Genomic DNA, 24427 nt, shown 5'->3' with positions numbered 1-24427 from the left:
CCCTCTCAATTGAATATAGACATGTCTCCATGGAAAGCAAGGCCAGGCGCTCGTACCGCATGGGCGCCCGTGCCGCGGCCGTGGAGGTCACCCGGGCGCGCATCGTCGAAGCCGCGGTCGCGCTGTGGACGCAGCGGTGGTACGACGACGTCACGCTGCAGCACATCGCCGACGAGGCGGGCGTTTCGGTGCAGACCATCGTCAACCACTTCGACGGCAAGGACGGGGTCGCCGACGCCGCCGCCGAGTGGCTGGCAGGCCAAGCGGCGGTCGCCCGCCAGGCGCCCACCGGTGAGGTGCAGGCGATCGTCACCGTTCTGTTCGACGACTACGAACGCCGTGGCGACGCCAACGTGCTCTGGATCGCGCAGGCCGACCGCGTCCCCGCGATCGCCCGCGCGGTCGCCCACGCGCGAGGCCAGCACCGGGCGTGGCTGGAGCAGGTCTTCGCCGACCGCCTCCCGGCCCCCGGCCCCGCCCGCGAGCACGCGCTGACCCTGCACCACACCGCCACGGACGTCTACCTGTGGAAGCTGTGGCGGCGCGACCTCGGGCTGTCCCGCGAGGACGCCGAATGTGCCATGCGCGACCTACTGACCTCGATCGATCCGCGAAAGAAGAACCATGAGTAAGAACTTCCTGTTCGCCACCTGGTCCGGCGGCGGCGCCGTGCCGCCCACCCTCTCGGTCGCCCGTGCGCTGCGCGAACGCGGCCACGGCGTCCGGGTGCTGGCCGACAGGTCGCTGCACGACGAGGTCGCCGCCAGCGGCGCGGAGCCGATCGCCTGGACGACGGCGCCCCAGGGCGACACCACCGACCCGGCCAAGGACATCATCAAGGATTTCGAGACCCGCACGCCGTTGGGCGCGTTCGCCCGGCTGCGCGACCGCATCGTCTGCGGGCCCGCGGCCGACTACGCCCGCGACACCCTGGCCGAGTTGCGCGCCCGTCCGGCCGACGTGCTGGTCGCCGACTTCACGCTGCTCGGCGCGCTCACCGCCGGCGAAGCCGCCGGGGTCCCCGTGGCCTCGCTCGGCACGACCCTCTACCCGATCCCCACCCCGGGAGCACCACCGTTCGGTCCCGGACTCGCGCCGGCCACCGGCCCGCTCGGGCATCTGCGCGATCGCATCCTGATGAAGCTGATGGTCAAACCGTGGGCGAAGGGACTGCCGCCCCTCAACGCCGCCCGCGTCGCCAACGGCCTGTCGCCTGTCGACTCGGTCATCGACGCGTTCGGCCGCGTCGACCGGTTCCTCGTACTGTCCCCCCGCGCCCTCGACTACCCCGGCCGGCGCTTCCCCGCATACGTGCGCCACGTCGGCCCACGGCTCGACGACCCCGCCTGGGCCGGGGAACTGGAGCTGCCCAAGGGCGACGCACCGCTGGCACTGGTCAGCCTGAGCTCGACCTTCATGAACCAGCGCACGCTGCTGGAACGCATCGCCCAAGCCCTCGGCACGCTGCCGGTGCGAGGGCTGCTGACCACCGGCCCGGCCGTGGACCCGGCGACGGTCCGTGCGCCCGGTAACGTCCTGGTCACCGCGTCGGCACCGCACAGCACGGCGCTGCGCCACGCCGCGGTGACGATCACGCACGCCGGCCACGGGACGGTCGTCAAGTCCCTGGCCGCCGGAGTGCCCCTGGTCTGTGTGCCGCTGGGACGCGACCAGGCCGAGGTGGCACGCCGCGTCGAACTCGCCGGCGCCGGCATCACCATGAGCAAGGCCGCCTCCCCCCGCACGATCGCCCGCACGATCGACCAAGTCCTCAACGACCCGTCCTACAACCGACAAGCCCAACACCTGGCCACCGAGATCGCCACCGAAACAACCACCGACCAAGCAGCCACCGAACTCGAATCCCTCGCCGACCAGGCGGCAGGCAGGAACGAGGGCGGTCCTGGTCCGTCACGTGTTCACGGCGCCCCGGCGGCGTAGGTCGTAGCAGTTGACGGTGATCGGCGCTCGCCTTGCCTGATCGTCCGTGTCCGTCGTCCCACCGCCAGGGTCCCGCCGTCCTGGTCTGCCCGGCTTGTCCTGGGCGATGGCGTCGGGACGATCGCTGCCTCAGCCACCGTGGACTCGGCTCCTTGATCATCCCGGAGGCGAGGCCCTCCGCCGGAGGCGGTCTTCTTTCGGGCCTGTCGGAGGGGCCTGTCAGTCTGGGGCCATGACGCATGAGGGTGTTCCAGTGTTCCTCCAGGTCACCGACGGACGCGAGATGCCCCCCGAGATGCGGCGGGAGCTGATCGAGTGCTGGGCTGCGGTGAGCAACGCCGGGGGCGCGGTCGGCTTCCCGTTTCCTCCTGTCGGCTTTGACGAGGTGGCGGTGGTGGCTGATCAGCTCATCGCCGGCCTCGACCCCGAACGCAGCCGGCTCCTTCTGGCCCTCGTCGACGGGACGCTCGCCGGCTGGCTGAATGTCCGCAAGAACGTCGACCCACTGATCGCTCACTGGGGCACCGTTCATCACGTTCAGACGCATACCGGCTTCCGCGGCAGGGGCATCGGGGTCGCGCTGATGCACGGCCTGTGCCGCCTCGCACGCGAAGAGATGGCGCTGGAACAGCTCCGTCTCGCCGCCCGGGGTGGAGCAGGACTCGAAGACTTCTATGGGCGGCTGGGCTGGAAAGAGATCGGCCGCTGGCCCGGCGCACTCCGCTTCGGGCCCGGCGACGATCGCGACGACATCCTGATGATGATCGAACTCTGACTACGTCTGGCGTCGGCGCGGCGTCGGCGACCGCGTTTCGTACGGCGGGCGTGGCGGCTCGGTGCCGCCGCCGGCCCGGGACCGGTCCCGAGGTCGGGTACCCGGCACACCGCGTCGCCGCCTGGACAGGCGATCACGCTGTGATCAGAGAGGGCTCAGCTCAGAGCCAAGCAGCTGAGTGGGGGAGCGCGCGCCACTGCCGACCTGCGGCGGGCACGGTCTGGACGCCGAAGCAGCAAGGAGGAGGCAGGGCCACCGGAAGGGTCGTCATGCCGATCATGGTCGGCGACGCCCCGGAAACCGTCGTAGTGGCCGCGTACCGTCCATGACGGTGTAACCCACGCCCGCCGATTGCGGCGTCGTGAAGGGAGTCTTCGATGTCGGAAGTGCATACGTGGCTTACCGGTCTCGGGCTGGTCGAGTCGCCACGTTGGCACGACGGCCGCCTGTACTTTTCGGATTGGACAGCGCATGAGGTGATCGCGCTCGACCTGGACGGTAAGCAGGAAGTGGTGGCCCGGGTGGGCTCGCTTCCGCTCTGCACGGCTTGGCAGGCCGACGGGCGGTTGTTGATCGTCGACTCCGCGCGGGGGCTGCTGCTGCGATTGGAACCCGATGGCTCGCTGGTGACTCACACCGACCTCAGCGGTCTCGGGCGCGGCTGGAACGAGATCGCCATCGACGGCCGCGGCAACATCTACATCAACCGCATCGGGTTCGACATGCTCGCTGGTGCGGCGTTCGCCCCCGGATATGTCGTGCACGTCGGCCCCGACGGCTCGGCACGCCAGGTGGCCGACGACATCGCCTTTCCCAACGGCATGGCCGTGACGCAGGACGACTCGACGCTGATCGTCGCCGACTCCTACGGCAACAGGCTCACCGCCTTCGATATCGAGGCCGACGGCGGCCTGTCCAATCGTCGGGTCTGGGCCGACACCGGCGAGGACCACCCCGACGGCATGTGCATCGACGCCGAGGGCGCCGTCTGGTACGCCGACGTCGGCAACAAGCGCTGCGTCCGGATCCGGGAGGGCGGTGAGGTCCTGCAAACCGTCGAAGTCGACCGGGGATGCTTCGCCTGCACTCTTGGGGGGCCGGACGGCAGGACGCTGTTCATCGTGGCGGCCGAATGGCGCATGCCCGAGATGGTGCCACCCGGAACCGGACAAGTGCTCGCGACCCAGGTCACGGTACCCGGCGCAGGCTGGCCATAGACGTTCGCGGCACCACCGCCGCGACGTGGCCGATCAGCCGAAGTCAGCCGATCATCCAGCGATCAGGCGTACTTTCAGCTGTTCCGGTGGTCTGGCCAAGAATTCCGCCCCGGCGACGACGTCTTCGCCGGCGGCGGCTTTGCCGAATATGTCTGCGTCCGCGAATCCGACCTCGCTCCGAAGCCGGAGAACCTCTCGTACGAGGAGGCCGCCGCGGTTCCCATGGCCGCCAACACCGCCCTCCTCGCCCTGCGCGACGACGGTCATATCCGGCCCGGCCAGCGGGTTCTCATCAACGGAGCGTCCGGTGGGGTCGGCACGTTCGCCGTCCAACTCGCCCGCGTCTTCGGCACCGAGGTCAGCGCCCGGAACGTGGATCTGGTCTACTCTCTCGGCGCGACCAAGGTCATCGACTACACCACCCAGGACTTCACCCGCGAGACCCAGCGCCACGACCTGTTCCTGGACATCGCCGGAAGCCGACCGGTCTCCGTCTCCCGCCGCACCCTGCGCCCCAAGGGGGCCTACGTGGTGGTCGGCGGCCCGCCCGGTCGCTGGATACAACCCATGGGCCATGTGCTCTCCGCCCTGGCGGTATCCCGCTTCGTCGGCCAGCGGATATCGGTGGCAGACGCCCTCAAGTGCCCCAGCCCCAAACAGAACCTGCAGACGTTGAGCACATTCCTGAACGACAAACAGGTAATCCCGGTGATCGACCGTCACTACCCCTTCGAAGAAATCCCCAAGGCAATCACGTACCTGGAGAAGGGCCACGCCCCCGAAAAGTGGTGATCACCTTCTAGCCCGGACCAGCCCGGCCCGGCAGTCCTGCACGGGCTCCGGCCCCTCGTCCGCCCGGACACGGTCCTACGCTGGCACGCTCGATGAGGCTGGTCTTGTGCCTGCCGTCCGCTGCTCTGCAGCGGGCGAGTCAGTCGTCGAACTCGAAACCGTCCGCCTCGGCGGCCGCAACGAGCCGCCGCATGCGGTCGGCGTCTGTCGCGATGGCCGCCATTCGGGTGGCCAGCTCCTCCAGCGCGCTTCGGTCCCTTCCGTACGCGCAGAACATGCCGCCTTCGGGATCGTATGAGAACCGGCCTTCCAGGGCAGGGGCCTCGGTGCTGACGAGCACTTGCGCGACGCCTTCCCAGAAATATCCGTTCGGCTCGTGGCCGAGCTCCTCGATCACGTTGTCTACCTGCGTGGTTCCCGCGTCGAGCAACAGCGCGTAGTTTCCCGGGGTCGACTCGATCAGCCTCAACGGATGCATCCGCGCATGCTGCCAGTTTTCGATCCCGAGGTGCAAGGCACGCTCGTCGGCGACGCACTCTTCTGTCGCGCGGTGCGGGCAGCCGTGTTCACCTGTCACATCCCGTGGGCGGCACCTTAGGTTGAAACGGCCCTGGCCGTACGGTTCACCCACGCAATGGCCGACGGTCGCCCGTATAGCGTTCGCGTATGCAACCACGACGTCACCGCATGCGGCAGCGACAACGCCGCGCCTCGGCGCAGGAATGGATCCGTACCGGCGCGACGGTTTCAAGACCTACGCCAAGCGGTATGGCGTCGATCGCTACACCGCCCATGAGGACCTCACCGCCCTCGGAGTCGCTTTGCCCGCGTCCGCTCGCCGGTGGGCGCATCGCCCGGTATCTGTCCCGCGCCGCCGCGCGGAGCGTGGTGCCGGCGACGCCGATGACGGGTGGATCACGCTGGACGGCAGGTTGTTCTTTGTGGAAGGCCACACCTCCAACGGCACGCCCTACGGCATGTCCGCCGATGAGATGTCGCCGTACGGCGATGTATGCGTTGACTCCTGATCAGGTCGCCTCGCCCCTCGCTGGCGGCCGTACGACCTGCGGCACGCGGCGGTCTCGCTGTGGCTCAACTCCGGGGTCCCGGCACCGGACGTGGCCGAACGGGCAGGGCACAGCGTGGATGTCCTGCTTCGCGTCTACGCCAAGTGCATCGACAGCCAGAGGAAGCCTCTCGACACCATGATGGGCCAGTCGGTCACCATGATCTGTGCGCCGCAGGTGATGACCTCGGCTTCACCTGACAGGGCGTGCTCGCCGGTACCCCGGCGCCGACCAGTGCGTGACCCTTCCAGGTCGGGGCCCCGGCGCGACTAGATCACGGGCTCATGTCCCAGGCGAAGCACCGGCGTCGGCGGGCAACCCGGCCCCATTTTCACGCCTGCGTGGCGTCCCCGCAGCGGGACAGGGAGACTAGATCAGGAATCTCGTACTCGACCACGACGTCGCGGGTTCTGAACGCGGAGAGGGTCGATGACGAAGACAATGTTGCTGTGGCGCGTCTGACCGTCCCCGATAGTGACGAGGCGGATTCGGCTACCATCATCGGCGGGCTGAGTCAGCAGTATCTCGGCCGCGATGGCGGCGAGGCGGTGTGGATCGCCGAACAGCACGACGCGGGCGGCAGGGACTGGGACGCCACCCGCCTCGACACCGGCGACGTCGGCACCATATATCTACGCCGTCGGCTTGAACCCGGAGTCGGCCCGCCTCGCGGGCGTCCCCGTCCGCACGGTGACGATCTCGGTATACATGATCTCGGGCCTGCTCGCCGGTCTTGGCGGGGTGCTGCTCACCTCCCGCCTTGGAGCGGACATCCCCACTGCGGGCACCGGCTTCGAGCTCAGCGCGATCGCCGCCTGCGTCATCGGCGGCGCCGGTCTCTTCGGCGCGAAGGGCAGCGCGATCGGCCCGGCGACCGGAGCGCTGATCATGGGCGTGCTCAACAACGGCGGCAACCTCCTGGCGATCAACACCTTCTACCTTCAGATCGCCATTGGCGTGCTCATCTTCGTCGCGGTCGGATTGGACCAGCTGAACACCATGCGGCGGCCGCAAGCGGCGGCTGAGAAAGCGTCCTCTCGGGCGGCCCTACTCGCGGCGCTCGTCGGCGGCCGTCGGCGGCATCCAGTCGAAAGCCGGTCAGCGGTTCAGCCGAAGCTGGCGTGCGGTGCGCTGGTGCCCTCTGGCACGCGGACTGGGCCGGACGCACTGGGACGGATGTCGAAGTCGAAGATCGCGGTTGGCAGGTAGACGGTGGCGCAGGAGTTGGGGATATCCACCACTCCCGACAGCCGACCCTCGATCGGCGCGGCGCCGAGCAACAGGTATGCCTGCTCGAGGCTGTAGCCGAACGTCGTCAGGTAGTCGATCGCGTGCAGGCAGGCCCGCTGGTAGGCCAGCTGCGAGTCGAGGTAGCGCTGCTCGCCGTCCAGCGTGACGGAAATCCCGGAGAACGCGAGCCACTCGCTGTACTGGGGGGCGGCGCGGCCCGGCATGAAGATGGTGTTTTCGCCGACGCGGTACATCTGCATGCCGCCCTTGATGAGGTCGACGTGCAAGTCGACGAAGCCGCCCATCTCGATGGCGCCGCAGAAGGTGATCTCGCCGTCGCCCTGTGAGAAGTGCAGGTCGCCGACCGACAGGTTCGCCCCGGAGACGAACACCGGATAGAAGACGCGGGAGCCCTTGGTGAGGTTCTTGATGTCCTGGTTGCCGCCGTTCTCCCGGGGTGGCGCGGTACGGGCAGCTTCGCCGGCGATCCTGTCGAATTGAGACGAGGGCACCGACCCGAGGATGGCGTTCTGCGGCTCTGGGGGCAAGGCCAGCGACGGCACTCTCTCTGGGTCCGTGGCGATCAGCGCGCCCTCCCGCTCGTTCCATTTCGCCAGCAACTCCGCCGACGGCGCGGTGCCCATGAGCCCGATGTGGGTGATGCCGGTGAACGACACCGCCGGGACGTGGCGCGATGTGGCTTCTTGACCAAAGAAGTCCCATATCGCCTTGTAGGCGTCGGGGAACTGTTCGGTGAGAAACGAGCCGCCGTTCTTGGTGGCGAAGATTCCGGTGTAACCCCAGCCCTGGCCGGCCAGGGGGCCGCCGTCCTCCTGAGGGATGGGTCCCACATCGAGGATGTCCACGATCAGCAAGTCGCCCGGCTCGGCCCCCTCCACCGCGAACGGGCCGCTTAGCGCGTGCACCTTCGTCAGCGGGGCGTCACGGATATCCTCGGCGGAGTCGTCGTTGCGGATCGCGCCATCGAACCACTCCCGGCAGTGGGCCCGGAAGCTGTCGCCCGGCTTGACCCGTGCCACCGGCGGGATCTCGGGGTGCCATCGGTTGTGACCGATCTTGGCCTGGTCGGTGAACTTCTTGGTCGAGTCGAGCGGGAAGATCAGCTCTGGCACGGCTGGATCCTTTCGGCGCAGGGACGGTCACGGGAGCGGCAGGCGACTGGTGGCGGGATGGATGGCCACTGCGCCCGCGGCGCGGCGCGGCGGCAGGGACGTGACGACTTCGGGCTCGGAGGCGCTGCGCTCCGCGCGCTGCAACTGAGCCGACATGGCAGCCGGAGTGCGCGCCAGCATCGGCGTCGAGAACACCCGAATCGAGGTCGCTCCGCAGTCCGGGCACGGCACCGCAGCGGGTGCGGTGCCGATCGGAAAAGTGACCTCGATGTCGGAACAATGCGGACAGCGATAGCCATATATCGCCATAGAAAGTTCCCTTCGTGCGAGTTGAACAAAATGCTTCCCCAGGTCACGACGTCTCTATCGACGCGATCTGGGGAAACAGCCTCAGAGCCGGATACAGATGCAACTTAACGTGTGAATGAGCTGCAATCGATCTCACTTCCGCCAAGCTTGTTCGCGGAGTAAGGTAAATCGCTAAATCCCTAGGCAAACCCATGCAACGTACATCCCGTATGTGCATTGGTCGGGAGCGGCAGGCGGTAAGGGACGGCGCACGGCCATCGTGCCGTCGTCGTGTACAAGCTCCAGCGCCTGCCGGAGCGTTTGGTCGGGTCGGGTCTCCACTGGCGGAAGCCCTGGCAGCCGTTGCCTTTGCGGTGGCATCGGGCGACGCCGTACAGGATGGTTCCCTGCTCGTCCTGGTAGAGGTATTCGGCCACTCGGTCGTCGCCGCGGGGCATCCAGCGATCTGCGCGGTGCCGCTGGGAAGGCGGGGTGCGCAGGTGGTCGGGCCAGAGGGCGGGCATGGGGAGCCCGAGCGCTTGCATGACGTCCTAGGTGGGGCACTTGGGGGCGCGCAAAGCGGCGCGATGGCGCAGGCCGACCGGTCCGGCGACGGCAGAGGATCAAGGCGACGATCCGCACCGTACTGGCGGAGGCGCAGCGCGAACACCTCGTCAGCTTCAACGCCGCGGCGCTGGCGACGCTTGAGTCGGCTCCCCGTCCGAAGGGGGTCGTGTGGACCAGAGGCGCGCTGCACGGCTTTCGAGAAGGCGTTTCCGGCGCGACTCGCGGCGGTTCGAGCCGATCCTGCGGCCGTCGCGCGTGATGGTATGGACGCCTGCCCAGCACGGGGCCTTCCTCGACTACGCGGCCTCCGATCGGCTCTACGCGCTCTATCACCTGATCGCCTTCCGCGGACTGCGTCGTTGGGAGGCCTCGGAGCTCGGTGGGTGGATCTCGACTTCGACGACGCGGTGCTGACGGTGGCCAGGCAGCTCACGATCGTGGACTGGAAGGTGCAGGAGGGACGTCCAAAAGCCGAGGGCAGTGACGCGCCTGTGGCTCGAGACTCCGGGACGCTGGCTGTGATACGGGCTCACCGCCGGCGGCAGCGAGAGGAGCGGCTGGCGGCAGCCGGGGCATGGCAGGAGTCGGGGCGGATCTTCACCCGGGAGGATGGCAGCGAGCTGAAGCCGGATTGGGTGTCGGAGCATTTCAAGCGACTGGCTTTCGCGGCAGGGCTGCCGCTGACTCGTCTGCCTGATCTGCGGCACGGCGCCGTGACGCTGTATCTGGCCGCGGGGAACGACATGAAGACCACGAGCGCGATAATGCGGCACTCCAACCAGGCGATCACATCGGACACTTATACGAGCCCGGAACTGGCCCGGGCGGCAGCCGAGGCGAGCGCCGCTCTGATGCCGCGAAGGGTTCGCGTGGGGGAGCCGTCCGAAACTGGCGGTCCTCCCTCGGTCTCCCCAGCGCCGTCTGAGGGGATGCCGGTTTCGACCCCCCCGAAAAGCCGCAGGTCACAGCATCGAGGTAAGCGCGCCCTGCAGGATTCGAACCTGCGACCGTCGGATTAGAAGTGGAATGCCGACCACAACCCTCAACCCCCTCCCGACCTGCACCGCAACCCTTCGGCTACCGCCCGGCCGTCGGCGTCATCCCGCGCATATCCCGCAACGGCGCCCAGCCCCGACACCCGGTGGGCCGGGCCGAGGAACGAGGCCCGGACCGTCGATCGCCCCCAGCCCCGTACGGCGCCCAACCACCGCAGGGCGATCGTGAGGGGGACGCGACGCAACGGCCCTATGTAGATGCCGGTGGCTTCGCAGCGGACCGACGTTCTGGCCCGCGCTATGCCGCTGACCTCGTTATATGGATTGTGCATCAAAGTTACAATGTGTTTGACTCCGGTAGCTCCGCCGCGGTTCAGCGCGCTGGCATGGTGCCATTCCGCACTTGGTTCAGTCGGGTTCGGTCACGTTCAGGAAACGGTGTGATCCGGTGTTCATGATCGTGCGTCTTTCTACCAGAAAGACGGTTCCACCCTCGACGAGGGGCGGGGTTGGCGCCGGCCCCGCCCTCCATCCGGTCTCCCCCTCGGCTGTGCCGCGCTGTCGCGCGGCCGATAGAGGGAGCGACGCGTGACGGGGATCGCAAAGGCGATTCAGACAACTACAGAACTCAGGAAGCCGCTGACGGCGCTGGTCAACAAGGCCTGCATGCCGGTCGGAGGCATCTTCCGGCTCGACTATGACTCCGCGGTCGTTCTGACCGACGACTTCAAGAAACACGAGGCCGGAGGCGTGCCCCGAGGCGGATTCCTCCTCGCGGTTGCGGGGGAGAGCACCGACTTGGGGTTCGTACTGGAGGACCAGGAAGTCATCCTGCTCCGCGTGCGCGGGACTGCGCCCCTCCCCAACGAATCGGAGCTGATCCAGACGCGACTGGCGGTTGTCCGCGACGCTGGTGCCTCGGGCGTGGGATTCGATGACGTTACCGACGTGCTCACCCGCAACGAGCTGCAGCAGTCCGCGTTTGACTGCGAGGTACTTGGGACCTTCTATACCGAGACCGATTCCCGCGACGCGCAGATCGAGTACGGCGCGGACATTGACAACGTAGTCGTCTCGGCTCGCTACCAGGTATTTCTTCCGTCAACGGAGGTGCTGTCTTGGCTGGCGTCATACCCTCAGCCCGTTGACAAGCGAGATGCCCTCGCGATCGGCAAGGTTCGATTCGCTGCCACGCGTCGCAAGGCGCTGATCGCCGGCACCGACCAGGCCGACGTTCACATCGACGTCTCAGACTTCATCGGCCGGAAGACCGCTGTGTTCGGCATGACCCGGACGGGCAAGTCCAACACGATCAAGACCCTGGTCACGGCTGTGCATCGCTACAGCTCGGAGCACCAGCGCTCCATCGGCCAGCTCATCTTCGACCCTCAAGGCGAGTACGCCAACGTCAACAGGCAGGACGACACGGGCCTTCGACTGCTCGGCGATGACGACAGCACGGTTCGGATCTACAAGGTGGAGCCCAACTCGGCCGACAGCCGGGAGAAGCCGCTGCGCATCAACTTCTACGACCGCGAGGTTTTGGACGCGGCATGGAGCTTGGTCAGCGAAGCAACCGCACCGGTCAACACCAATTACGGCAAGGACTTCCGGTCGGCCGTTGTCTCCGAGCCTGACCGGAACGATCGCAGTGCCTACGGCCGTTGGGGCTGGGCGATGGTTGCCTTCTACGGGCTGCTGGCGAAGTGCGGTTTCCAAGGAAGCTCACTGCCGCAGGACCTCGTCATCGCAGCGCCATCAGACCCGATGAATGCGTTCATGGCCGCTAACTCTGGCGCGGTCACCCAGGCTGGCCGACCGGGCAGCTACCGCGTGCTCACTCCGGCTGGTGCACTCGCACTCGCGGAGTGGGTGGGTGAACGGCCTGCTGAATTCCCCAAGTGGCACGAAAGGCAGAACTGCCACTTCGTCGACATATGGAGTGTCTACAAGTACACAGGCGTCACCTCCGCCATTCGGACCATCCGCGCCTTCCATGGAGCGCAGTCGGCTGGTGATGTCGGCGAGCACTTGTGGCAGGACATGCTCACGGGGCGACTTGCGATCGTCGATCTCTCCAGCGGCAACGACCAGGTCGCTAAGGTGATGTCGGAGCGCATTGTCACGCATCTACTGAACCGAGCAGGCGAGCGGTTCCGCGCTGACGACGACCCGGTCGACATGCAGATCATCGTCGAGGAGGCCCACAACCTGTTCGAGCGCGGCGGACGAGACGTGGCTGATGACCCGTGGGTACGTCTGTCGAAGGAGGCCGCGAAGTACCGAATGGGGCTGATCTACGCGACGCAGGAGGTCACCTCCGTCGACAAGCGCATCCTTTCCAACACCTCGAACTGGTTGATCGCTCACCTTAACTCCGACCACGAGACGCGCGAGCTGGCGCACTACTACGACTTCAAGGTCTGGGCTCCCAGCATCATGCGGGCCGAGGACGTCGGCTTCGTGCGGATGAAGACCTACTCCGGCAAGTACATCGTCCCGGTGCAGATCGCGAAGTTCGACCACGCGATGGTCAACGACGCGCGAAAGGCCGCAGGGCTTGCAAGCGTCGACTTCCAGGTCGAAGGCGAGTAGTCCATGCCCTACGAAGGAGAGAAGGCTTCCCGCCTGGGGCATGTAGGGACGGTCCGCAACGAGGCGGTCAAGGCTGCCCTCCAACGATGGACAATCACGAGCGCTCGCCCCAACAGCAGGGATGACATCGATGGGCTGTGCTCACCGCTCGAAGACCTGCCGCTGGTCGGGCACCTGGACGACGTCGACTTTTCCATCACAGTGGATGGGTCGGATACCGAGGTCGAGACGACCCGCGAGCATCCAACCGTGAAGGTCGGCTACCTCCGGGTCGCCGGCTCGATGGTCCGCCTAGATGTCTTCCGGAGCCTCGCAGGGGCGAGGTACATCGATCCGCGAGAGGTCCGCCGGTCCCACACCGAGTACGCCTTCGACGTCGCGCTCCCCGGCTCCCAGCTGGCTCGCCCAGGTATGAGCGGCGTCGACACCTGGCGCACGGAGCTCGACGCGTTCCTCCAGAGCTCGCGATTCGACTCGAGCACCACCATGACACTCGCCGACGGCCTCCTCGCGCTGCACGGCACTCGTGGGGCACCTGCGACGAAGGTCGCGCTCCGGGTGTGCCCTGGCTGCAGACTCAGGGCGACGGACGAAGCCACGCTCGCCGTTGCCGCCACGGGTGGCGCCTGCCCGTCATGCAACGAGCAGCTCTACCTCGCGGATGTGCTCCGAACCCACGAGGAGTACAACGTCGAGGGTTCGAACTTCACCCCCATGGGACGTGTCATGACGGCCGCCGAGCGGCTGATGTCTCTGTGTTACCTGAACTTCTTCGCCGATACGGCACCTGAGGTTCTCCAGCACACCATCTTCATGACCGACGGGCCGCTTGCGCTGTTCGGTCCGCTGGCTCCGCTGAAACGCCGCTTCCAGGAACATCTTGGCGACCTGAGCAGCTGGTGCGCCCAGCGCGACCTCGTCGCCCCGCTCATCGTGGGCATCGAGAAGTCCGGAGCATTCGTTGAGCATGCTGAGCTGATCAAGGACCTGATTCCCACCGGGCACGTCATGCGGCTCACCAACGACTACATCAACCGGATCTCAGGACGACCGGCGAACAACCACTACGGCGTCGATGAGTTCTATGGTCGCCGCTTCATTTACCGCACTCGCGCGGGGGATCCCCTGGTCATCACGGTCCTGCCTGCGCCCGGGCTGTCGCCGTACGACGGCAGTGCCGAAGTTGAAGGCTGGGACGCCTACCCGACGCTTCGTTTGATCTGCGAGGTTCTCGACTCACTCAGGACCCGCATGTATCAGCATGCCGTCGTGCCCGTCGCTCTCGCGCACTCGGCGGCCGCGCTGCCGCTCGGGGTCGGACGGTCTGTCCTGACGATGATGGCGCAACAGAACATTCCCGGGCTGAAGCTCGACATCCAGGCGGTACAACCGCCGACTTACTTCAAGAGATAGGCCGAACCGTGCGCCCGAACATTCGCCCGTCCGGCAAGATATGATCATGCCCACTTTGACCTCGCCGCCGGCCAGCGTCGCTGCCAGCGAACTTGCCAGGACCGCCGATCTCTTCGGCACCGGCGAGGCGATCAATGCCCGGGCTGGCCACTTGGTGACAGAGATTGAGCCCGTCTCGCACAACCTCGCCCGCGGCCGCTACCAGTCGCCCCTGCGCTACCCGGGGGCCAAGTCGTCACTCGCCCCCGTCATCGCGCGAGTGATCACATCGGCGAAACAGTCGCGGGAAGTGCCCGAGATCAACCTTCTCGTCGAGCCCTTCGCCGGTGGTGCGTCAGCATCACTGCGCATGATCGGTGAGGGCATCGTGGACCGCATCCTCCTTGCAGATGCTGACCCGCTTGTCACAGCCTTCTGGCAGGCGGCCGCTGACGACACTGAGCGGCTCGTCGACCGAATGCACGATGAGTGGAAGCGATACGTGCGTGAAGGTGGCGCGGCAGCAGTCGAACGATGGGACTATTGGCGCGCGTGGAACCCGCGGCCGAACATGATGCCTCGCAACCGTCGCCTGGCGGCCGCCATGAAGTGCCTGTTCCTCAACCGGACCACTTTCTCGGGGATCTTGCACGGCAAGGCCGGTCCCATCGGTGGACGTGCCCAGACGAGTGACTACCCGATCGGCTGCCGCTGGAATCCCGACGCGATCGCCGAGCGACTCCGGTACGTCGGCCACCTCTATGACGTCGGACGCCTCGTGGACGTGTGGCGCAAGGATTGGCGCCAGACCCTCGAGGACGTCCCCGAGCACTACCCGCAGCTTCTGCCGTCTCGGGTGGTTGCCTACCTCGACCCGCCATACGTCGAGAAGTCGTCGGTCCTCTACCGAACCTCGTTCGACCCGCGGGGCGGCTACGGCGGCGACGGACTCGGCGCGTCCCGGCCCAGTGATGACACGCTGCACCTTAGCCTCGCTGACTACCTGCGGACGAAGGCGCAGTTCAGGTGGCTGCTCAGCTACGACAACCACCCGACGCTCACGCAGAGCACGTGGCTGTACGCGCATGACCGCATGACTCCGTCGGAGCTCGACCGCGAGATGCTCGGTGTACGCCGTTGGCGAATCAGCAAGCGTCTGGTAACGACCCGCTACACCGCAGCCGGCCGGGTTGGAAAGCGATCCGCCGACGAGCTGTTGATCACGACGCTCCCCCCGACGACCGTCCCACTCGACGAGCAGCTACGCCTGCCGTGAGCGAGCAGAAGCGGCGGACACTTTCAAAGTGGTCCGATGCTCGTCGCCCGGAGGACAAGCCGGGATTGCAGGAACCTGCGCAGGTACGGCCTCCACCGGAGCCCGCCGTAACCCTTCAGCAACCGAATGGACGGCGGTACCATGCCGCGCATATCCCGCAACGGAGCCAAGCACCTCCCCGGTGGGCCGGGCTTAACGAAGCTCGGGCCGTCGATCGCCCCCAACCCCGTATGGGGGCCGACCACGACGGGGCGATAGTGGTCGTGAAGCGTTCGACCGCCGGGGTCGATAAGTGCTCCACAGTCCATCCAGCATGAGAGCGAGTGGTCCGGCGATCGGCACGAAGACCAGGAGCGGGAAGATCAGCGTTCGGAGGGCTGTCTTTCCCGCCGGAGGTCGTCCTGAGCGATTGGCCTGACGAACCCGGCGTCCAGTGGCCGTATATGCGGCGGCGTGCCGCTGGGGTCGGTGGGTTCGTTGGGTGTGGCGGGTGCGCGGTACGGTGACGGCCCGGCCGCCGCCGACCGGGACCGGCCCCCAGGCCGCACGCCCGGGCGGCGTGCGGTGGAGGGCCGGGTACGGCGGCGCGGCGCGCCGCCGCTTGATCCTAATGAGCGTAATTCAGCAAATCAAAATGGCTCGACAAAACCTACGCCCAACACCCGCCTTACAAGGACGGCGAGGAACTGAGCCTCAGGCTTACGCAGGTGCTCGCGATGCATGGGACATCGATGCACGCCGTACACGGACACGGCCGGCAGGCCGCAGGTCGACGCCACCCGAGGGGACATGGGCCGCGCACGGTGGCCATCTCCATCTGCAGTTCCAACTCTCCGTCTCACGGAGTTAGACAAGGCCGCCGACGGCCGTCTTGTCCAAGTCGCAAGTCCGTCATCCGAAATTGTCGGTGGCATCTGACACACTGCGCAGCTATGAGACCACGAGCAGCCAGGCCCGATCCAGATAGGTGGGCGTTGCTGGAATTAGAGTTCGTATCCAATGAGCCATTTTCATCCCGGTCTGAGGGCTGGCTGGTCACAGCATGATCGCGAGTTGAGGGTCTGGTCCCGGACGTAGCGAAGCCCCTGGTAGATGAGTTGAACGACCAAGAACAACCGTCTCCACCAAGGGCTTCAGATGCTTTTCTATCGTGCTGCGGTCGCTTTGTCGCGTTCAACCCTGAACTACGTCGCCGGGGTGATCCGCCGGCACCGCAAGAGCATCGGGTCGACGTGGCGACTCCTCAACCCGGGCCAGCAGGCCCTGCTCGTACTGGTCTACCTGCGCAAAGGCGATACCTTCGCCGAGGTCGCAGCCGGGTTTGCGGTGTCGACCACGACCGCGTGGCGCTATATCCAGGAGACCGTGAAACTCCTGTCCGCACGATCCCCCAAGCTCGACCAGGCGCTGAAGAAGGCGAAGGCCACCGAGCTGTACGTGGTGCTGGACGGCACCCTGATTCCGATCGACCGCGTCAAGGCCGACCGTCCTTACTACTCCGGGAAACACAAGATCCACGCTATGAACCTGCAGGTCATCTCCAGCCCGACCGGCACGATCTTGTGGGTATCCGGACCACTGCCCGGCTCCACTCACGATCTCACCGCGGCCCGGATGTGGGGCATCCTGCGAGCCCTCGCCAAGGCCGGCCTCATCGTCCTGGCCGACAAGGGGTACCAAGGCGCCGGTGAGCACGTATTGACGCCGTACAAGGGCAAGGGCAAACCGGAGTCCCAGAAGATCTCGAATCGATCCCACGCCAAGCTCAGAGGGCCCGGCGAACGAGCAAACGCCCAGCTCAAGACCTGGCGAATCCTCCGGAAACTACGCTGCAGCCCCAACCGGGCCGGCCACCTCGCCAAAGCCATCCATGTCCTTCACAACCGCGAAGCGCAGGCAGGTTGAAAAAGGCTCAATATAACCACGCCGGGGGTCCAACTCGCCGAGATGTCTCCAGCGTCACAGGATCGGTGTCAGTGGCGCTGTTCGCAGTGCGACTATGAATGGTCGACCCGTCTCATATTCCGCAGTCGCCGTAACAAACCAACAGGATGTCCGGAGTGTTGGAACCAACGAAACCGAGCTCCCGGGCCCGGCGAGTCGCTTGCTGATTTAGACCCTGTTCTTGCGAAGCAGTTCCGGAGGAATATAAGCCGCCCGGGACGCGGTCCGGACCGTCTACGTCGTCAGAGTCATGATCTGTGCGACTGGGAGTGTGAGCAGGGGCATGTGAAGCCGGCGACTGTTGCCAATCGCACTAACGGGCGTGGATGCGCTGACTGTACTGGCCATGGTCGTTCGCCATTTGAGTGTAAGGTCGCGATGCTGGTAGAGGCTGCTTCCGGGTTAGTCGTCGAGTTGGATCATCGGCTTCGGTTGCCCAGGCGAAGAGAGGACCGATTCGATCTCTTTTTGCCCGAGCTGAATCTACTGATCGACTTGGATCCGAAGTGGAGTCATGCGACGCGAGCCAGCCTCGTGCGTGACACCGCAAAGACCGAAGCGGCACTGGCTGCTGGTCTGGACTTGGAGCGCATCCGTGAGCGTGGTCTGCCGCCGATCCCGATCTCAGGTCTAACGCATTATGAGGCCAGCTCGGGAGTGGACCCCGAAGAGTGGGCTGAGGTTATCGGTTACCTGCTCCGACGCCGAGGCCATCCATGGAAGGATCTAAATCCTTCTCAGCTCACGGAAGCCCTCTTCAAGGCGTCACGCCTCTGGCAGGAAGTTGTGGCGGGCCCAAAGGTCTCGGCGCTGGATATAGCTCCTCATCTTACGGATGAATTTATTTGCAACATTACCAACCCCGGGAGGGGTCTCGACCGCATGCCACCCGGTTGCAATGACGTTTGTAGCTGGCGGTGCCTGAAGCCAGGCTGCGGCTTTGAGTGGGACGTCGAGCTTAGTGTCCGGACGCTTGCCGGTCGTGGATGTCGAGAATGTGGCTATCGAAAGACCGGAGCGGACAACGCTCGGCCTAGTCCGGGCGAGTCACTCGCCGAGGTTGATCCGCCGCTGGCTGCAGAATTGATTGAGGTAATCGGTCACCCGGGGTGGACTGCGTATGATCTTTTGCCTAACTCGAATAAGCCGTGTACGTGGAGGTGCCCAGAGCCTGCTTGTGGACATGAGTGGCCAGCCCCACCGGGACGCCGCTCAGGTCAGAAGAGTGGATGCCCTAAGTGTGGGCGCATGCGCACTGCCGCCGCCAGAACTCGACCGAAGCCCGGCCAGTCATTGCAGGATCGATATTCCGAGATCGCGGCGGAACTAGTCGAAGTTATCGATCACCCGGGATGGACCGCAAGTGATCTGCGTGTGAATTCTAGGAAGCGATGCTCATGGCGATGCAGTGAGCCTGGCTGCTCCGGTTCTTGGGAGGCCACGCCCGAGCAGCGAACGCGCCGCGAAGGGACCGGTATGCGATGTCCGGAGTGCCACCCTAGGCGGCAACGTCGATCTGATTAGAGTCTGGACAAAGACTTACCGAACGATCCAGAGGCGGCATTCCTGGGCACGTCCGCAACAGCAGAGGTAAATGACGTTTGCGTAGCTGTCCCGCCCATCAGGTGTACCACAATCAGTGCTTTGGAGGAGGGTGCATCGGCTTTCTCCTGTATGAGGAGCAAGGTCCGTTCGCTGTGATCTGCAGCTTCGCATCGAAGATGGACATTTGGGAATTGATACGCTTATTCGAGCATGCGGGCGAAGGCATCTGGGGTGACAATGGGAATGCCATAGCCGCGGGCTTTACGGGCTTTGCCGGACAGGCTATCGGGGTCAGCTGCGACCAGGAGACGGACCTTCTTCGTCACGTTGGGATGGGGGATGTATGACGCCTCGCGGGCGCGCTGTTCCCAACTCTCTCGTCCGCCGTCCATCTCCCCCGTGAATACGACGAGATCGCCCGGCTCAAGCTGGAAACGAGACAGCTGGATGGACGGGCGCGCGGCTGCGGCGGTAAGTGCGTCGTCGACCGCTGCGGGTGGCAGATCGAGGAGGTCTGCGACGAGTTCGACCTCGCGGCGTTCGGTAGCAGTGACAACGCCATCGGCGAGGGCCGCACTTGCGATGGCAGCTAGGTACCCCTGGTGCAGTTCGTCCAGGTCTGCTCGGCTCAATCCAAGTTGCGCGGCGAGATCCACCAGGGCGTCCGCCTCGCTGGCAGCGATGTGATGGTCCAGGAGCGCCTGGTCAAGCAGGGCAAGGTATTCGTCCGCGTGGGCGGGTTGCGGAGCGCGGGGAAGACGGTCGAGGATTCGAGCGAGGAAGTGGCTGTCACGGTCCGCGGAGACGCCGCGGCGTACCCACGCGGTTCCAGCGTCACGGAGTGCCGGCCACGAAGTCTGAGCAGCAGCATGGAGCAAGGCATCCCAGGGACCGACTGGATGACTCAGGTCGAGGTAGTGGCGCAGGAGTGCTGCGGCGGCACGAGCATCGATGAGCGCGTCATGGTGTCCGTCCAGGGGAATGTCGGCCATAGCGCAGCAGCCTGCGAGGTTCCGTGGAGCATGCGGGAGGAACCGCGCTGCCTCCGCCATCGTGCATACACCCAGGTGCGCGTGCAAGGGTGGCTGCGCTTCCAGGCGGCCGAATTCGTAGGAAAGGAAGTTTAAGTCGAACGACAGGTTGTGAGCCACGGGAACGCGGCCTCGTAATAAGTTGGGCAAGGCCCCGGCGATGTCTTTGAACGTTGGAGCGTGGCGGATATCGGCAGCGCCGATGCCGTGGATGCGTTGTGGCCCAAGGTCACGTTCTGGGTTTACCAAAGTGCTCCACTCACCGGTGACTCGCCCGGTGGCGTCAAGGTGGACGATGGCGACTTCGATTACTCGGTCATGCCAGGAGGGTCGAAGGCCCGTAGTCTCCAGGTCGATGACCGCGTAGCCAATCGGACCGTTAACCATTGAATCCCCTTTCCGTTATGTCATTAAGCTGAATATCTCACTTCATGCTCCAAGTGCACGACATAAACGACCGAAATGTGATTATCCTGTAACGAGTTGGTAGCGACATGGCATTGATCATTGATGTCACTCACCGGATCGACAGATCCGGTGAGTGGCTGAGGTGAACCATGGGCCTGAGCGCCATATGCCAAAGCTACTTAGCAGCCTGTAGGGCCGGCCGTGGTGTACTGCCATATCTGCTGGGGGATGGCCGGCCATGCGCAACTTCGCTAGCCTTGGTTAGTTGGAGGAGTCCCGGGATATCCCCATTGATGGAACTCGCAAGCTTTATATTTGCGGCCGGATCCACATGGACAACGATCATTCCGTTTTGGCTCTGACCGACGTCCGACATGGCCATCTAATGTGGAGGTGAAAGCTACGCGGGTTGTGAGCCCAATATCGTCGACAAGCCATCGTATTTTAGGGACCTGGCGAGCTATCTCATCAGCCGCAACGATGATCGCATCTGCAGTCGCGTTAGCCACAGTTGGCTCTATGGCGAGTTCATATGATTTGTCCGCCAGAGGGTCCTTCGCGATTCTGGCGAGGTTATGTGTTTCGGAGAAATGCGCCCCTTGGTTGGCTACGAAAACCGTCATTCCTCCAAAACTAGGGTGAACCGCATCGCATAGCCACTCGTAGATTTCTTTGATCCTGTCGTTAGGGCGTTGCTTCGCGAGCTTGTTCACGTAAGTCATGACGTTGGTGCTCTGGAGTGGCGGTTTGACATCTACTGACTCCGTAAGGCGAGTCCCGAACTGGCCTCGTGAAATTCGTTTTTCCAAGGGAGCTGCGAATTTGCTGATTGAGTCAGAGGTCGGCACACCCATTTGCTTGAGCTCATCCCATTCGGCCGTCATTGCGTCGGTCTCGGCAGAGAAGGCTGCGGCGCCTTCGAGTAGAGATCGGGAGCAGGCGGCAGCGGTAATGATCTGCCAGATATGGAGAGCGCTGCTTGAGGACTCTGTAAGCTGTTGGGCACGCCAAACATGCGTGAGCCACCAAGCGCCTAGCCGGCAGTGAAGATCAAGAAAGATGATGTGACCGACGATGGCGTCCATGGATAGGGGTTCTGGAAGTCGAAGGTATGGTGTCGCGATTCCGCTGCGACGTCCCTGGCTGTCATACCGGACGGTGTAGAACCAGGAACCTGTATTAGGAAGCCTTTGAGTCATCTCAAGATCCGCTTGCAAGGTATCAGTTGCCCGGAGCGGGACAGGTCTGTGGAGGACCCAGTCTGCGTGATCGGGAATGTCGGCCGTCATTGCCTTGAGCGTTGCGATGGTCTCTCTGAGGCGGCTGACACGCTTAGCGCCTAATGCTCTTGTGATGGATACGTCGGTCATTTAAATCTCCGCGATGTGCCGCAGTAGCGTCATAGGGAATGTTGCCTATCCCGGCATACGCCGACGAGGTCACAACGGTCGCAGGCCGTGCACCAGGCAGAGTGTCGCGGCATGTTATTTTCTCGGAGCGCGTTTCCCGCGTCGCGGATCTTGTTGCGGATATCGCCGAGGAGCTGGGCGTTCACGACCTCCCGCTTGCTATCGGCGCGATCGTCGAGGTTTAGTACCTCGATCAGATCGGCGCGCTCCCCGGTCAGCTCCTCATAGCCGGCGGCGTATACATGAAGCTGGTCTCGGGTGATGTCCTCGGTCTGTGCGCGCTGTGTCGATTTGAAGTCGACGATCGAGGTTTCGTCGGTGTCGAGACGCCTGATGAGGTCGATCCGCCCGTCGACCGTCACGCCTGAGGCGACGTGAACCCGGATCGGCTGCTCGGAGTAGAGCGTCTTCGAGAGCTGGTCGCGGTTCTCCCGCAGGTAACGCCGGACGGCGCCGAGCGCGGCGTTGCGGAGCTGCCCCTTGAGCACGTCGCCGGCGAACGGGGCGTGGAGGTGACGGTCGACGAGGTCCTCAACTTCGACGTCGTCAACGAGATCGCCATCGATGGCCCGCTTGTGGATCTCGGCCATCACGTCGTGCAGGGACTTGCCGTAGCCGAGCTCCTCGCGGATCGGGACGTCGAAGCCGTAGAGGAAGCGCAGCTTGAACTGGTAGGGACACTCGAATAGGTACTTCAGCTCGCTAAAGCTCAGCGTGACCTCGGGGACCTCGTGACGGGCGCGAGGCTCCAGACGCTCGCTGGCCAGAGACGCCTCCGCGGTGAGGACGTACGGATTGCGCGTGGTGAAGGTGTAGAAGTCGGACTGGTTTCGGTACATCTGGCTGTCGCCCGGCGAGTACGTCACCGCGAGGTACTTCTGGGCACGGGTCACCGCGACATAGAACAGGCGCACCTCGTCGTCTTCAGTGCCCCGGTAGCGGTCGGCGTCGGGCACGGCCTCGGCGGGGATGACGTGGAAGGTGTTGAGTCCGCCCTGACGTTTGCCGGGGAACCGGTTCTTCCGCATGGCGGGCACGAAGACGGCCGGCCACTGCATGCCCTTGGCCTGGTGCACGGTCGCGATGGTGACCGCGTCGGGCGTGGCGTAACCGACGTCGGCATCACTCTCGGCGTAATACCCCGGTGCCTGGTGGGTCAGCCAGTTCACAAAATTGCCGTACAGCGACTCGAACGAGCTGCGGTAGTTGATCTGCTCGAAGGTCGAGATGACCTTGCTGAACTTGCCCAGGTTGTAGAAGACCAGCTCGCCTCGGGTCTCGTCTCCGGGGATCTGCTCCTCCCGGATCTGGATCTCGCTGAGGAAGTCGACGTAGATCTGTTGCAGGGTGAAGGTGCGCTTGGGGTGACGCTTGAGGTTGAGTGCCTTCGCCCGGTCGAGCACGTCCAGCCCTCTGTCGAGCCGAGGGTAGTCGAGACCGAGCCGCGCATCCAGCCACGCGTCACACAGATCTTCCTCGGTCACCGGTGTCCCGCCGGCTGTCTGGCCGATCAGGTACTCGTAGAGCTTGACGCACGCCTGGACCTCGGGGGCTTCGAAAAGCCGGGCAAGGCCCTTGATGACGTAGGGGATGTCGCGCCGCTTCAGCTCCTCGACCAGCGACCCGGCGTCCTTGCTCACGCTGCGGAACAGGACTGCGAAGTCGGAGTAGGACAGCCCGCGAGGCTCGGCGTCGGGGGCGTCCTGGAAGGGGAGCCCGCGCATGTGCTGGATGCGGTCGCAGATCCAGTGCGCTTCGGCTTCGGCGTCGTCGAAGGCCAAGGCGAGGAGGTCGCCGCGCTCGAACCGCTGGTGGCCGGAGGCGACCATCTTCTTGGGTAACCGTCGGCCAGCGTTGCGCTCGGCGACGGATTGGCCGAGCGAGACGACCCCGACGCTGGAACGGAAGTTGTCGTCCAAGGTGACCGTGTGGACTCCCGGCACCCGGTCGGCGAACGTCAGGATGCCGGAAACCGCGCTGCCGCGCCACTGGTAGATCGTCTGGTCGTCGTCGCCGACCACGCAGAGGTTTGCGCCCCAACGGGTGAGCCGCTGGATGAGCCGCTCCTGGATCGGGTTGGTGTCCTGGTACTCGTCGACGACGAGGTAGCGGAGGTTGTCCCGGACATGGCGGACGAGCGCGCCGGCCATGGAGTCGTCCGGGTCCTCACCGAGCAGGTCAACGATCGTGCGCAGTTGTTCGGTGTAGTCGAAGTAACGGTGCTCGTGCAGCAGCCGCCGGTAGCCCTCCAGGTTATCGATCAGATCCGGCGGGAGGAGAGCCTGGTCGACGTCATCCTCGCGCAGGATGCCAAGCACCTGCATGTAGAGGCCGGAGTTCACGTAGCGCTTCAGCAGCCTGGGCTTGCCTTGGACCATCGCGGTGGTGCGGGTGAGCCCGCTCTTGGAGCTGTTGCGGTCGATGAACAGCCGGGTCTGGATGTCGTCCAGCACGCCGTACTTGAACGTCTCCGGCACGTGCTGCTGCATGGCGTCGAGAGCGTATGCGTGCATGGTGCCGATGAACATCTCCGCCAGACCGGGCAGGAAGCCCAGCTCGGTGTTGACCAGATCGGTGACCCGTTCCTGCAGCTCGGCAGCGGCCTTCTTGGTGAAGGTGAAGGCGACGACATTACGCGGGTGGACTTCCGGCCTGCGCAGGATCTCCACGATCCGCTGCGAGATGACCTGGGTCTTGCCGGAACCGGCGCAGGCCACGATCAGCAGCGGATCGTCGAGGGTGGCGAGGGCTTCCCGCTGAGCATCCGTGTACTTCATGCGCCTACCTTGACCCCCACCACCGACAATTTCGGATCCGTCCGG

19 protein-coding genes are annotated in these 24427 nt (G+C 65.0%); 13 read left to right on the top strand and 6 right to left on the bottom strand.

The window, feature by feature from the left end:
- The first annotated feature begins 29 nt into the window (after window positions 1–29).
- The 5 genes from ACOZ38_RS36460 (at window position 30) to ACOZ38_RS36440 (ending at window position 4725) form a co-directional block, all read left to right on the top strand.
- Window positions 30–632, top strand: coding sequence for a TetR/AcrR family transcriptional regulator (locus tag ACOZ38_RS36460; protein ID WP_424535538.1), 603 nt, complete (start codon window positions 30–32; stop codon window positions 630–632).
- On the top strand, window positions 625–1941 hold the full coding sequence (locus ACOZ38_RS36455) for a glycosyltransferase (protein WP_424535537.1): 1317 nt from the start codon (window positions 625–627) through the stop codon (window positions 1939–1941). Before ACOZ38_RS36460 ends, ACOZ38_RS36455 begins: the two co-directional genes overlap by 8 nt.
- Before the next feature lie 232 nt (window positions 1942–2173).
- Window positions 2174–2716 carry an N-acetyltransferase family protein gene (locus ACOZ38_RS36450; RefSeq protein ID WP_424535536.1) on the top strand — a complete coding sequence of 181 codons (543 nt, stop codon included), beginning with the start codon at window positions 2174–2176 and terminating at the stop codon, window positions 2714–2716.
- A 377-nt stretch (window positions 2717–3093) separates the two neighbouring features.
- Window positions 3094–3933, top strand: coding sequence for an SMP-30/gluconolactonase/LRE family protein (locus tag ACOZ38_RS36445; RefSeq protein WP_424535535.1), 840 nt, complete (start codon window positions 3094–3096; stop codon window positions 3931–3933).
- Window positions 3934–4155: 222 nt separating this feature from the next.
- Window positions 4156–4725, top strand: coding sequence for an NAD(P)-dependent alcohol dehydrogenase (locus ACOZ38_RS36440; protein ID WP_424535534.1), 570 nt, complete (start codon window positions 4156–4158; stop codon window positions 4723–4725).
- Between the two features lie 139 nt (window positions 4726–4864).
- On the opposite strand, the gene ACOZ38_RS36435 is transcribed toward ACOZ38_RS36440, so the two are convergent.
- The gene (locus ACOZ38_RS36435; protein ID WP_424535533.1) at window positions 4865–5302 is read right to left on the bottom strand and encodes an immunity 51 family protein; all 438 of its coding nucleotides are present in this window, start codon (window positions 5300–5302) and stop codon (window positions 4865–4867) included.
- A 145-nt stretch (window positions 5303–5447) separates the two neighbouring features.
- On the opposite strand from ACOZ38_RS36435, the gene ACOZ38_RS36430 reads away from it, so the two are divergent.
- Window positions 5448–5753: a hypothetical protein gene (locus tag ACOZ38_RS36430; RefSeq protein ID WP_424535532.1), complete on the top strand. Its 306-nt coding sequence runs from the start codon at window positions 5448–5450 to the stop codon at window positions 5751–5753.
- Window positions 5754–6326: 573 nt separating this feature from the next.
- On the top strand, window positions 6327–7001 hold the full coding sequence (locus tag ACOZ38_RS36425; protein ID WP_424535531.1) for an ABC transporter permease subunit: 675 nt from the start codon (window positions 6327–6329) through the stop codon (window positions 6999–7001).
- Here ACOZ38_RS36425 and fmdA read toward each other — a convergent pair.
- A complete protein-coding gene (gene fmdA, locus ACOZ38_RS36420) occupies window positions 6899–8155 on the bottom strand; it encodes a formamidase (protein WP_424535530.1) in 1257 nt (418 codons plus the stop codon). The genes ACOZ38_RS36425 and fmdA overlap by 103 nt on opposite strands.
- A gap of 27 nt (window positions 8156–8182) precedes the next feature.
- A complete protein-coding gene (locus ACOZ38_RS36415) occupies window positions 8183–8464 on the bottom strand; it encodes an FmdB family zinc ribbon protein (protein ID WP_424535529.1) in 282 nt (93 codons plus the stop codon).
- A gap of 929 nt (window positions 8465–9393) precedes the next feature.
- Between ACOZ38_RS36415 and ACOZ38_RS36410 the strand changes: the two genes are divergently transcribed.
- The 6 genes from ACOZ38_RS36410 (at window position 9394) to ACOZ38_RS36385 (ending at window position 18736) form a co-directional block, all read left to right on the top strand.
- Window positions 9394–10029, top strand: coding sequence for a hypothetical protein (locus ACOZ38_RS36410; RefSeq protein WP_424535528.1), 636 nt, complete (start codon window positions 9394–9396; stop codon window positions 10027–10029).
- A 564-nt stretch (window positions 10030–10593) separates the two neighbouring features.
- Window positions 10594–12600 carry an ATP-binding protein gene (locus tag ACOZ38_RS36405; protein ID WP_424535527.1) on the top strand — a complete coding sequence of 669 codons (2007 nt, stop codon included), beginning with the start codon at window positions 10594–10596 and terminating at the stop codon, window positions 12598–12600.
- Window positions 12601–12603: 3 nt separating this feature from the next.
- Entirely contained in the window at window positions 12604–14013 is a 1410-nt protein-coding gene (locus ACOZ38_RS36400; protein ID WP_424535526.1) for a hypothetical protein, read from the top strand.
- A gap of 46 nt (window positions 14014–14059) precedes the next feature.
- On the top strand, window positions 14060–15268 hold the full coding sequence (locus ACOZ38_RS36395) for a DNA adenine methylase (protein WP_424535525.1): 1209 nt from the start codon (window positions 14060–14062) through the stop codon (window positions 15266–15268).
- Between the two features lie 1137 nt (window positions 15269–16405).
- Entirely contained in the window at window positions 16406–17173 is a 768-nt protein-coding gene (locus ACOZ38_RS36390) for a transposase family protein (RefSeq protein ID WP_424535524.1), read from the top strand.
- A 12-nt stretch (window positions 17174–17185) separates the two neighbouring features.
- Window positions 17186–18736, top strand: a complete 1551-nt coding sequence (locus ACOZ38_RS36385; protein WP_424537153.1) for a zinc-ribbon domain-containing protein — start codon at window positions 17186–17188, stop codon at window positions 18734–18736.
- A 221-nt stretch (window positions 18737–18957) separates the two neighbouring features.
- Here the strand turns inward: ACOZ38_RS36385 and ACOZ38_RS36380 are convergent, their stop codons facing one another.
- From ACOZ38_RS36380 to ACOZ38_RS36370, 3 genes are all read right to left on the bottom strand, one after another.
- Window positions 18958–20175 (bottom strand): exonuclease domain-containing protein, encoded by a 1218-nt coding sequence (locus tag ACOZ38_RS36380; protein ID WP_424535523.1) that lies wholly within the window; start codon window positions 20173–20175, stop codon window positions 18958–18960.
- Between the two features lie 272 nt (window positions 20176–20447).
- Window positions 20448–21566, bottom strand: coding sequence for a YecA family protein (locus ACOZ38_RS36375; RefSeq protein WP_424535522.1), 1119 nt, complete (start codon window positions 21564–21566; stop codon window positions 20448–20450).
- Between the two features lie 29 nt (window positions 21567–21595).
- Entirely contained in the window at window positions 21596–24382 is a 2787-nt protein-coding gene (locus ACOZ38_RS36370) for an ATP-dependent helicase (RefSeq protein WP_424535521.1), read from the bottom strand.
- Between the last annotated feature and the right edge of the window lie 45 nt (window positions 24383–24427).

Origin of the sequence: Sphaerisporangium viridialbum, assembly GCF_049674955.1 — a bacterium.
GTDB classification, from domain to species: Bacteria; Actinomycetota; Actinomycetes; order Streptosporangiales; family Streptosporangiaceae; genus Sphaerisporangium; species Sphaerisporangium viridialbum.
The sequence above is the reverse complement of the archived record's forward strand: the minus strand, read 5'-3'. Positions and strand labels throughout refer to the sequence as shown.

Coding starts and splice junctions, on each gene's coding strand:
- ACOZ38_RS36460 (WP_424535538.1), top strand. CDS start 30: ATGGAAAGCAAGGCCAGGCGCTCGTACCGCATGGGCGCCCGTGCCGCG.
- ACOZ38_RS36400 (WP_424535526.1), top strand. CDS start 12,604: ATGCCCTACGAAGGAGAGAAGGCTTCCCGCCTGGGGCATGTAGGGACG.
- ACOZ38_RS36390 (WP_424535524.1), top strand. CDS start 16,406: ATGCTTTTCTATCGTGCTGCGGTCGCTTTGTCGCGTTCAACCCTGAAC.
- ACOZ38_RS36445 (WP_424535535.1), top strand. CDS start 3,094: ATGTCGGAAGTGCATACGTGGCTTACCGGTCTCGGGCTGGTCGAGTCG.
- ACOZ38_RS36415 (WP_424535529.1), bottom strand. CDS start 8,464: ATGGCGATATATGGCTATCGCTGTCCGCATTGTTCCGACATCGAGGTC.
- ACOZ38_RS36395 (WP_424535525.1), top strand. CDS start 14,060: ATGCCCACTTTGACCTCGCCGCCGGCCAGCGTCGCTGCCAGCGAACTT.
- ACOZ38_RS36425 (WP_424535531.1), top strand. CDS start 6,327: ATGGCGGCGAGGCGGTGTGGATCGCCGAACAGCACGACGCGGGCGGCA.
- ACOZ38_RS36450 (WP_424535536.1), top strand. CDS start 2,174: ATGACGCATGAGGGTGTTCCAGTGTTCCTCCAGGTCACCGACGGACGC.
- ACOZ38_RS36380 (WP_424535523.1), bottom strand. CDS start 20,175: ATGGTTAACGGTCCGATTGGCTACGCGGTCATCGACCTGGAGACTACG.
- ACOZ38_RS36430 (WP_424535532.1), top strand. CDS start 5,448: ATGGATCCGTACCGGCGCGACGGTTTCAAGACCTACGCCAAGCGGTAT.
- ACOZ38_RS36375 (WP_424535522.1), bottom strand. CDS start 21,566: ATGACCGACGTATCCATCACAAGAGCATTAGGCGCTAAGCGTGTCAGC.
- ACOZ38_RS36455 (WP_424535537.1), top strand. CDS start 625: ATGAGTAAGAACTTCCTGTTCGCCACCTGGTCCGGCGGCGGCGCCGTG.
- ACOZ38_RS36440 (WP_424535534.1), top strand. CDS start 4,156: ATGGCCGCCAACACCGCCCTCCTCGCCCTGCGCGACGACGGTCATATC.
- ACOZ38_RS36370 (WP_424535521.1), bottom strand. CDS start 24,382: ATGAAGTACACGGATGCTCAGCGGGAAGCCCTCGCCACCCTCGACGAT.